At 65.2% G+C, this 10,170-nt stretch carries 8 protein-coding genes; 7 read left to right on the top strand and 1 reads right to left on the bottom strand.

Features of this window, described 5'->3' with window-relative positions; all coding sequences use genetic code 11:
• Positions 1-310: transposase (locus tag E8A46_RS08290; protein ID WP_291559331.1), on the bottom strand; the 310-nt coding region annotated here is incomplete at its 3' end.
• Positions 311-790: 480 nt separating this feature from the next.
• Here E8A46_RS08290 and hyfB point away from each other — a divergent pair.
• The 7 genes from hyfB (at position 791) to E8A46_RS08255 (ending at position 10,058) form a co-directional block, all read left to right on the top strand.
• Positions 791-2,899 carry a hydrogenase 4 subunit B gene (gene hyfB, locus E8A46_RS08285; protein WP_291559329.1) on the top strand — a complete coding sequence of 703 codons (2,109 nt, stop codon included), beginning with the start codon at positions 791-793 and terminating at the stop codon, positions 2,897-2,899.
• Positions 2,896-3,840 carry an NADH-quinone oxidoreductase subunit H gene (locus E8A46_RS08280; protein WP_291559327.1) on the top strand — a complete coding sequence of 315 codons (945 nt, stop codon included), beginning with the start codon at positions 2,896-2,898 and terminating at the stop codon, positions 3,838-3,840. Before hyfB ends, E8A46_RS08280 begins: the two co-directional genes overlap by 4 nt.
• A complete protein-coding gene (locus E8A46_RS08275; protein ID WP_291559325.1) occupies positions 3,837-4,493 on the top strand; it encodes a hypothetical protein in 657 nt (218 codons plus the stop codon). The genes E8A46_RS08280 and E8A46_RS08275 overlap by 4 nt, the downstream gene beginning before the upstream one ends.
• A gap of 12 nt (positions 4,494-4,505) precedes the next feature.
• Entirely contained in the window at positions 4,506-5,960 is a 1,455-nt protein-coding gene (locus E8A46_RS08270; RefSeq protein WP_291559323.1) for a hydrogenase 4 subunit F, read from the top strand.
• Positions 5,953-7,566 (top strand): NADH-quinone oxidoreductase subunit C, encoded by a 1,614-nt coding sequence (locus E8A46_RS08265; RefSeq protein ID WP_291559321.1) that lies wholly within the window; start codon positions 5,953-5,955, stop codon positions 7,564-7,566. The genes E8A46_RS08270 and E8A46_RS08265 overlap by 8 nt, the downstream gene beginning before the upstream one ends.
• A gap of 259 nt (positions 7,567-7,825) precedes the next feature.
• Positions 7,826-8,392: an NADH-quinone oxidoreductase subunit B family protein gene (locus E8A46_RS08260; protein ID WP_291559319.1), complete on the top strand. Its 567-nt coding sequence runs from the start codon at positions 7,826-7,828 to the stop codon at positions 8,390-8,392.
• Positions 8,393-9,689: 1,297 nt separating this feature from the next.
• Positions 9,690-10,058: a hypothetical protein gene (locus E8A46_RS08255; protein ID WP_291559318.1), complete on the top strand. Its 369-nt coding sequence runs from the start codon at positions 9,690-9,692 to the stop codon at positions 10,056-10,058.
• The last annotated feature ends 112 nt before the right edge of the window (positions 10,059-10,170 follow it).

The raw sequence follows: 10,170 nt of genomic DNA, 5'->3' as shown, positions 1-10,170 counted from the left end.
TCTGGGCGATGCCGCGCGCATCGTTGCGGTCCGTCTTGTTGATCTGCGCCTTGAGTACCGCCTTCATATGCCGCGTCTCGACGCAGACCACTGGTAAGCCTGCTTCGGCGAGAGCGCTGAAAAGCCACTGCGACAGCGGTCCGGCTTCCAATCCGATCCGCTTGAAGCGGTAGGCTGGGTTCCCCAGAACCTTCAGCAGAGCCTCAGGCTCGCTCCCTACCTTCAATTCCCTGACAATCCGCCCCGTGTCATCCACAATGCAGATGCTCGTTTCCTTGACCGATACGTCCAATCCACCAAAATGATCCATGCTGCGCTTCTCCTTCTGATGCTTGAGGCCGTGACCACGGACCTCGTTTCACCATCAGCCTGAAGCGCAGCACCCAAAATCTTCAGCTATCCACAAGCTGGGCCGGCCGATTACACCATCTGTTGAGGGATCAACGGACCTCGCCGGGACGCGGCTCGAAGTCTGAAAATGACACAACAGCGACATTCAGAGCCGCCCGGGTGGTGGTGGCCGTTTAGTTTCATCGTCAACCGAATAATACGCCCAGCAATTGCTGGAAGCGCGCGGTGATAAAGCCGTCGTCGTAGCTGCCAAAAAAAGCTTGCTCTTTCGAAGAAAAAGGAAATAACGAAGAGGCCAAGACTTGGTGGCAAATCGAAGCGGCACTCACGCTGATGCGTGGGCCGCACGAAGGCTGAAGTGGCGGCCGACGCGGTCTCGAACCCCGTCAGCTCGATGTCGGAGACGTCGCGACTTCATCAAAGTGATTGGTAATGCGGCGTGATCAATTTCGCCACCAACCAAGAGTTACTTCTGAGGGGCGCGCTTTTGATGGCTGCCTGCTACGGGGCAGGGGCGCTCTCGTCCCTGCTAGCGTGGTGGTCGGGTAGACTCGCGCTTGGCGTGGGTCACTTGGCCGCGCTTGCGGGAGCTGTGGTAGGCCTCGGCGTTTCGCTCGGCGTTCTCCTCGGCGACCCGGGCCGCACGTTGACCCAGCCGCTCCCGGTCGTCTTCCCGTTCGCTCGGCTTTCGCTCTCGGTGGACGGGCTCTCGGCCTACTTCCTGCTCGTCATCTCCCTCGTAGCCGTCGCGGCGTCGATCTACGGTCCGGCCTACCTTCGGGCGCACTCGCCCGACGCGGGACCGGCGCGGCAGGCAGCGCAGGTGGTCGCGCTGAATGTGTTCCTGGGCTGCATGGCGTTCGTCTGCTGCGCGGGCGACGCGCTAAGCTTTCTGCTCTGCTGGGAAGGCATGACGCTCGCCAGCTACGTCCTTGTCGTCTCCGACGACCGGGATGGCGAGAACGCTCGGGCAGGGCTTCTCTACATGGTGATGGCCCACGGAGGAACGGCCCTGCTTCTCGTCGCATTCCTTGCCCTCACCGAGCGGGCCGGGGCATTCGACTTTACGGCCCTTCGCGTGGCGGCGGGTGGCCTCGATAGCGCGACACGAACGACGCTATTCTTCTTGGCACTCGGTGGCTTCGCCACCAAGGCCGGCGTCGTCCCTCTCCACGTCTGGCTCCCTCGCGCGCACCCTGCGGCCCCGAGCCACGTCTCGGCGCTGATGTCGGGCGTCATGCTCAAGGTCGCGATCTACGGGATACTGCGCTTCGCCTTCGACCTCCTCGCCCCGGCCGTCGAGCCACTGCCATCCTCCTGGGGATGGACGGTGCTCGTCGTAGGCACAACCTCGGCCGTGCTCGGCGTGCTCTACGCGCTACAGCAGCATGACCTCAAGCGCCTGCTCGCGTTCCACAGCGTGGAGAACATTGGGATCATTCTTATCGGAGTGGGGCTGGCGATGATTCTATGGCGTCGGGAGATCGCGGGCGGCGCCCTCGCGACGGTCGCGCTCACCGCCGCACTCCTTCACACCGTCAACCACGCGGCATTCAAAGGCCTCCTCTTCCTCGCCGCGGGCAGCGTCCTCTGCCGCACGCACGTCCGCAACATGGAGGAACTTGGCGGACTCGCCCGGCGCATGCCCTGGACGGCTGGACTGTTTCTGCTTGGAGCCATCGCGATCTCGGCCCTCCCCCCGCTCAATGGATTCGTCAGTGAATGGCTCACCTTCCAGGCCCTCCTCGGCGGCGCCAGCCACTTCCGCGGCCCCGCCGGGCTCAGCATCGTCTTCTCCGCGGCGATGCTGGCGCTCACGGGAGGCCTCGCCGCTGCCTGCTTCGCGAAGGCGTTCGGCGTCACGTTCCTCGGCCGCCCGCGAACGCCCCATGCCGAGCACGCCACCGAAGCACCGCCGTCGATGATCGCCGGCATGGTTTGGCTCGGGGCGGTGTGCGTGGCCCTCGGTGTCGCGCCAGGGTACGCAATGCGCCTGCTCGACGCGCCAACGGCCGAGCTGCTCCACGGCCCCGGGGCGAGCGCCGTCGTAACGGCCCGGGGACCGCTTGTGCTGTCGGCGGCACTAACGCCGTCGGGGACGAACGCCACGGCCATTTCGATGACGGTGGTGGCCGCACTCCTCATCGCGCTCACCGCGATGGCGTGGGTCTTGCGCCGCGGATTGCGGCGTGCCCCGCAGCGCGGCGCGCCGACGTGGACGTGCGGAATGAGCCCCACGGCACGGTTCGACTACACGGCCACCGCGTTTGCCAAGCCGCTCCGGCTCATCTTCGCGACGCTCTACCACCTCCGCCGCGAGGTGATCCGGGAGACCGCCGGAACGCCGTACGTCGTCCGACGCATTCACTATACCGGAGAGGTCATGGATCTCGCGGAGACGCAGATTTACCACCGCGTCGAGCGGGGTATCTCGGGGCTCTCGCAGGCCATTCGCGCCCGCAGCACCGGCCGCATCCACGGGTACATCGCATTCGTGCTCGGAGCCCTCTTCGTTGCGCTGCTGCTGTTCGGGGTGGGCCCAAGATGACCGGCGAGAGACCGCTCACGCTCGTGCTCCTCGAGATGACCCTTCTCGTGCTGCTCGGGCCGCTTGTCACCGGCACCATCCAGAAGCTCAAGGCCCTGCTCCAGTGTCGGCAGGGAGCCGGGCTCCTTCAGCCGTATCACGACATCATTAAGCTGCTCCGCAAGGGCACGGTGCAGGCGGACACGACCTCGGGCTTCTTCCGGTCGATTCCGGTGCTCGTGCTGGCTGCCACGGTCGCTGCGGGTGCACTCGTTCCGGTCGTCCGGTCGGGGCCGCCGGCGTTTCCGTTGGGCGACGCGTTGATGCTCCTCGGGCTGCTCGCGCTGGCCCGCTTCCTCACTGCGGTCGGCGCGTTCGACGCCGGCGGCGCGTTCGGCGGGATGGGGGCCTCGCGAGAGATGACGATCGCGCCGCTCGTCGAGCCGGTCTTAATGATGGTCGTGTTCTCGACCGCGGTGGCCGCCGGGACGACGGAGCTCGGCGCCCTCGCAGCGCATCGCGGGGCGTCGTGGATCCTCGCCTGGCGCGCGGCGGACTTCCTCGGCTTTGCGGCCATGCTCGTGTTACTCCCGGCAGAGACGGGCCGCATTCCCGTGGACAACCCGGACACCCACCTCGAGCTCACCATGCTGCACGAAGGCATGCTGCTTGAGCACTCCGGGCCGGGGCTCGGCTGCATGATGCTCGCGTCGCACACCCGACAGATCGTGGCTTTCGGCCTCGTTTCGGCCCTCTTCTTCCCGGTCGGTCTGGCAGACGGCGCGGGCGTCACGGGCCTCCTGCTCGGAGCCGGCGCGTTCGTGGCGAAAATCCTCGTGCTTGCGACCTGGCTCGCGCTCGTCGAGTCGTCCTACGCTAAGCTCCGCTTCTTTCGGGTCCCGCAGTACCTTGGCATCGGCTTCGTCTGCGCCCTCATGGCGCTCGCGCTGAGGATCCTATGAACCCCGAGACAGTCCAGACGATCATCGACGACCTCGGCGCGCTGCTGTTGTTCACGATGATTCTCATCATCGCGGCACGTCAGATTTCCCACGCCATCCACGCCGTGGCCGCCCAATCGCTCCTCATCGCCATCGCGGGCGCGGTCCTGGCGACGGCTACCGGGAATGAGGACCTCTGGGTCATCGCTGGCGTTACGCTCGCCATCAAAGCAATCGTGCTGCCGTGGGTGCTGCACTGGGTCGTCCGGCGCTTGAACGTCCGGCGCGAGATTGAGCCGGTGATCGCTATCTCCGCAACGCTCGCCCTCGCCGTGGGGGTCGTCGTGATGTCGTTTCACCTGAGCGCCTCACTCGGCCCCGTCCGCCAGGCGATCACCGGCAACGCGCTTCCCGTCGGCATCGCCCTCACGCTGCTCGGTGTGCTGGTCATGGCGACCCGTAAGACGGCGCTAACCCAGATGGTAGGCCTCTTCGCGTCGGAGAACGGGATCTTCTTCACAGCGATGGCGGTGACGCAAGGCATGCCGCTCATCATCGAAATCGGCGTGATCCTCGACGTCATCCTCGCCGCGCTCGTCATGACGATCATGGTGCTCCGGGTCCGCTCGACGGTCGATGCCGACATCGCGGACCTGGACCGACTGAGGGGATGATCCGTGGCTCAAATGCTCCTCTGGGTCCTGCCGCTCGTCCCGACCGTCACGGCGCTGCTCATGCTCACGACGCGCGACCGCCGCATCCTCTCGGTCATCGACGTCGGTAGCTCGGCGGTCCTTTTCGCGCTCACGCTCGTCCTTGCCCGCGAGGTGGCGACCGGCGGCCCACAGGCGCTGGGCGTCCTCCGCGTGGACGACCTTGGACTCGTCTTTCTCCTCCTCCTCGTCATCCTTACTCTGGCTGTCTCCATCTATACGGTGGGGTGGCTCAGGCAGGCGGTGGAGGTTGGCAACATGAAGGCCGAGTCCCTGCGGTCCTACTTCGTTCTCATGCACGCCTTCGTCGCGACGATGGTCGTGACGGTCCTCGCCGACAACCTCGGAGTCCTCTGGATCGCGATGGAAGGAACGACGATCACCTCGGCCGTCCTCATCGGCTATCACGGCCACCAGCACGGCCTGGAGGCGGCGTGGAAGTACATCATCGTGACGACCATCGGCATCTCCTTCGGCCTCTTCGGCACGGTGCTTGTCTATGCCGCTGCCACCGACGTCATGGGAGGCGCGGGCGCGATGAGCTGGTCGGCGATCATGAAGGTCGCTCCCATGCTCGACCCGGGTATCGTCCGGATCGGCTTTATCTTCGTGATGGTCGGCTACGGCACCAAGGCGGGTCTCGCGCCCATGCACCTCTGGCTGCCGGATGCCCATAGCCAGGCGCCCACGCCGGTCTCGGCGCTACTCTCTGGCATCCTCATCAAGTGCGCGCTCCTTGCGATAATCCGGTTCCAGACGATCGCCTCCGCCGCGTGCGGCCCGGCGTTCCCGGCGGAGGTGCTGCTCGTCTTCGGCCTCACCTCGGTCGTCGTGGCGACGCCGTTCATCCTGGTTCAGCAAGACATCAAGCGCCTCCTCGGCTACCACAGCATCGAGCACGTCGGGATCGTCGCGCTCGGTCTCGGCTTCGGCGGCTCCGTCGGCACCTACGGTGCGCTGCTGCACGTGGTGAACCACGGTATCACCAAGGCCCTCGCGTTCTTCGCCGCTGGCACGGCCATCGCCCGCTACGGCTCGCGCGACATACATGTCATCCGGGGCCTGCTCGCCGTGGCGCCGATCGGCGCGACGCTCCTCATGCTAGCGGCGCTGTCGCTCGCCGGCATGGCGCCGTTCTCGATCTTCGTGAGCGAGCTCATGGTGCTGCGCGCCGGCATCGGCCACGGTCACTGGGTGGCGATCGCGATCTTCCTCGTGATGGTCGTTGTCATCTTTGCCGGCCTCCTCCATCATGTCGGCGCGATGGTGTTCGGCGAGCCGACGGCGGCGGCGGGCCGGGAGGTCGAGGCCTGGTCCCCGCTGCTCGGGATGCTACTGCTCGCGGCGATCATGGTCCTGCTTGGCCTCACCATTCCCGCGAGTTTCGACGGGCTCCTCGAGCGCGCCACGGAGGTTGTCGTTGGCTGACCCTGCTCTCATGGACGCGCTGCGGGCGGGCGCGGGCGGCTCCGCCGACGCGGACGTCGGACCGCGTCCATCAGACCTCACGGTGCGCCTCGGTCGCGCGGGCGATCTCCCGGCGGTTGCCGCCGTGCTCATCGGACCGTACTCGATGGCCCTGGCCACGGTCGTGGCGACCGACGAGACAGCGACGCCGGACGGCGATCTGAAGGTGCGTTATGTCTTTGAGCCCACCGCGCCCGGCGCCCCGGATCGGTTCGTGACGCTTCTCATCTCCGTGGATGCGGCGCACCCGGAGGTGCCCTCGCTGACGACGGCAGTCCCGGCCGCAAACTGGCACGAGCGCGAGATGCAGGACCTCTTCGGGATCGTCTCAGTTGGGCATCCCGATCCCCGCCCGCTCGTGGTCCACGACGGGTGGCCACAGGGCGTCTTCCCGCTCCGCAAGGCTTTCGACGGCTCGCAGCGGGTCCCGGTCGAGCCCGCCGATGAGTTTCCGCACCTCGTCGCCGAAGGCGAGGGCGTCTTCGAGATCCCGGTCGGCCCGATCCACGCCGGCATCATCGAACCGGGTCACTTTCGCTTCACGTCGGTCGGCGAGACCGTGCTCAATCTCGACGCGCGCCTGTTCTACACGCATCGCGGGCTGGAAAAGCGGATGGAGGGGCTTTCGCCGCTCGACGCGTTTTATGTCGCCGAGCGTATCTGTGGGGTCTGCTCGGTCGCGCACGGCCTGGGTTACTGCGAGGCACTCGAGCAGATTGCCGACGTCACCGCCCCGCCGCGGGCCCGGCTCATCCGTAGCATCGCTCTCGAGTTGGAGCGGCTTTACAACCACGTCGGCGACGTCGGCAATGTCTGCGCCGGCGCCTCGTTCCACTACGGCACCGCCGCCGGGATGCGCTTGAAGGAGCGCCTCCAGCAGATGAACGAGCGGCTTGCCGGCAATCGCTTCCTCCGAGGCCTCGTGGTCCCGGGCGGCGTGCGCCTCGATCTCTCAGACGACCTCCTCGGAGTCCTCGCCGTCACACTCCAGGACACTCTCGCCGGGCTCGACAGCCTGATGGAACGCATCGAAGCCAACCCGTCGGTCGTCGATCGGCTCGACGACACCGGCATCCTCCAACACCAGGCCGCGCTGGACCTCGCCGTCGCCGGAGTGGCGGCCCGGGCGAGCGGCGTGGACCGCGACGCGCGCCGCGACCATCCCCACGGCGCGTTCGCGGGTCCCGAGCCGCTCGACCTACACGTCGTGATCGCCTCGGAGGGCGACGCGATGGCCCGCGTGACGGTTCGCGCCCTCGAGGCCCGGGAGTCGATCCGGCTCGTCGGCGAGCTCGTCCGACGACTCGAGCCGGGGCCGTTGCAGGTCGCCCTCGTAGAGCCGCTGCCGGGCGGACGGATCGGGATCTCGGCCATTGAGTCGGCGCGAGGTGAGGCGGTCCACTGGCTTCGCACCGATGCCGCTGGGCGCGTGGAGCGATACCACCTCCGATCGCCGAGCTACCACAACTGGCCCGCGGTGGTCTTGGCCGCCGAGACGGCGATCGTCCCGGACTTCCCGCTCGTCAACAAGAGCTTCGAGCTCTGCTACTCGTGCACGGATCGCTGACATGCTACGAATCCTAGTGAACGCGCTTCGTACAGGGGTGGTCACGACCCGCTACCCCGCGGAGCCGAGCGTGCCGCCGGATCGCTTTCGGGGGGCGCCCGTGCTTCGCCCCGGCAGCGCCCTGCCTCCTCCTGCTGTCTGCCCCGCGGGTGCGCTCTCAGAGCATCTCGACGCTGGCCGTCGTCACGTCGTACTTGATCTCGCGCGGTGCGTCTTCTGCGGCCGCTGTGCCGAGGATCCATGGGTCGACGCGGTCACCATGGGACGGGACTTCGAGCTCGCAGCGCGCTGCCGCGACGACCTGCGGATCGAGGTCGTGGCCGACGACCCTACCGTCCCAGCGGCGGGACCAGCACCCGACCCAGACGCCGAGGCCGCCCGCGCCTCTTCAGAGATACACCGGGTGCTTGGCCGATCGCTGCACCTCCGCCACCTCGACGCAGGCTCCTGCAACGCCTGCGATTGGGAGCTCGCCGCCCTCCTGAACCCGGTGTACGACGTTCGTCGCCTCGGCATCGACTTCGTAGCCTCCCCGCGTCACGCGGACGGGGTCGTGGTCACCGGCTCGGTGACGCGCAACCTGGAGACCGCCGTCCGCCGCACGTTTGACGCCATCCCCGACCCGCGCGTAGTGATCGCCGTGGGAGCCTGCGCCGCCTCCGGGGGCATCGTCGGGAAGGGATATGCCAGCGCCGGCGGCGTCGACCGGGTCCTGCCTGTCGATGTCTATATCCCCGGCTGCCCGCCGCGCCCGGAGGCCATCATCTTCGGCATTCTGGTCGCGGTTGGGCGCCTCAGTGCCCGCCGCTTGGCGCGCGAGGGGTAACGGGACGGCGCCGCGCTTTCGTGCCGGACGGGGTGGCATCGTTCACGTGCGACTGCGCGATCGGCCGTGAGGCCGGCTCGAGCGCCGAGGACGACAGCGCATGGTTCGCGGCCGGCGCGGCCCGTAGGTTCGCTCTCAACGTGAGTTCGCGGCAGCCGCGCCGCAGCTTAAACGCGATACGTCTGCCACCCACGGACGCGTCGGTGGCACATCCAACGTAGCCCCTTGCGCGACATGGCGACGCGGCGACGGATGTCGTCGACGGGCTCGTTACTCTTCGATGTGGTCTTGTGTTCACTCGGTGTCGAATTGAGCGCTGCTGCGCCACGCCGTTCTTTTTTTGGGGCAGGCGATTGGGACTTAGATCCCAAGATAGAACCAGTGGATCATCAAACCACTCGGGATGGCGGTATGTACGTTAGAAACACGATCCATTAATGGATGGACCCGCAAATAACTTGGCAAGCTGTTTCGCCTTCCGGAGGACTTCACCTCGCGCGGCCGGGTCTAACGCTCGGAGCTTGTCTAAGTACTCGCCGACGATGTCATAATTTCCGCATGTGGGGCAATGGACAACGATTCCACGAAATTCGGGAGGAGTATGATCCCTCGCCGGACCATCACAGACTGGACAATGACACTGCATGTCTTCTACTCCCTGCAAAGGAAATACATGTGGCCGGCCAACTGAAACGGAGAGCCAAAAATGATGCGAACATAGATTGAATGCCGCGCGTCCGCTCACTCCCTTTTTACCAAAGACCAAATAGCTCGCTGTAATTCTTCGACGTTATCGTTCGAGGGATTACCTCTGGCTATCCTGATCAGCATTCCCCCGCTGATCAAGGATCAGCGTGAACGCTAGCATTCTGTTGGGGTAAGCGGAAGTGACTCCGATATCGTCAAATGAAAAACGAATGACCCTTCAGCGACGTTTGTCCTAATAAGCGTCTGAGGCTGGTTGAGCGACATTTCCCACTCACGCGCATCGAGCTGCGGATCAACCTGACGACCGCCAAGGCGCTAGGTCTCTGCGTCCCGCAAACGTTGCTCGCCCGCGCCAACGAGGCAATCGAATAGAGATGTTGTTTGCTGCGGTGCATGAGTCTGGTTGTGGCACCTTTCGGACTTGGCCGATCTGACCAACGAAGTCCGTTCTTGGGGGTGAAGCGGACGTGCAGCTTGCGCAGCCCGAACTTTAGAGGGTGCCGATGGTGGCAAACCCGCCGCCACGCAAACACCGATTTGCAAAACGGCTGGTGGCTGCATACATCAGTAAAAACATGGAGGGGAAATTATGTGGATAATGCACTCCGACTGCTTCCTGTCCATCGTCAGTAAGGACTGCGGCCCGGCTGAGTTGCTTGTCCGAGCCCGGCGCAATGGAGACATCGAGAAGGTGTTTCCTTCAGCCAAGGTCATCAAGGATGCGGGCACGGATTATCTCTATCGGGCGGTGATACCACGCGATGCGGTGAAACAGGCTGTAGCCGTAATGATCGACGATATTGATTACCCGAACTTCAAGGATAGCGTTGAAGAAAAGTCATTACATGCTGCCTATGTCGGTGTCTGGTGTGCAATGGCAGGACTACAACACCCGCCGCCAGACATAGAGCGGGCGACCCATGCAAGGTCGGCTCTAACCTCGAAAAACACACCGTAGCCTCTGTCGGAACACCATTTGCTACGCCTCGCATTTTTGGACATGGGATCGTCCATGTCCGCTTCCGGGGGTGTAGCGGAAGTCGGATTTCAGGGCGGTCATTTCGCCTTTT

The organism is Bradyrhizobium sp. (assembly GCF_004799445.1).
GTDB lineage: Bacteria > Pseudomonadota > Alphaproteobacteria > Rhizobiales > Xanthobacteraceae > Bradyrhizobium.
This window is presented reverse-complemented; position numbering and strand designations above follow the sequence as displayed.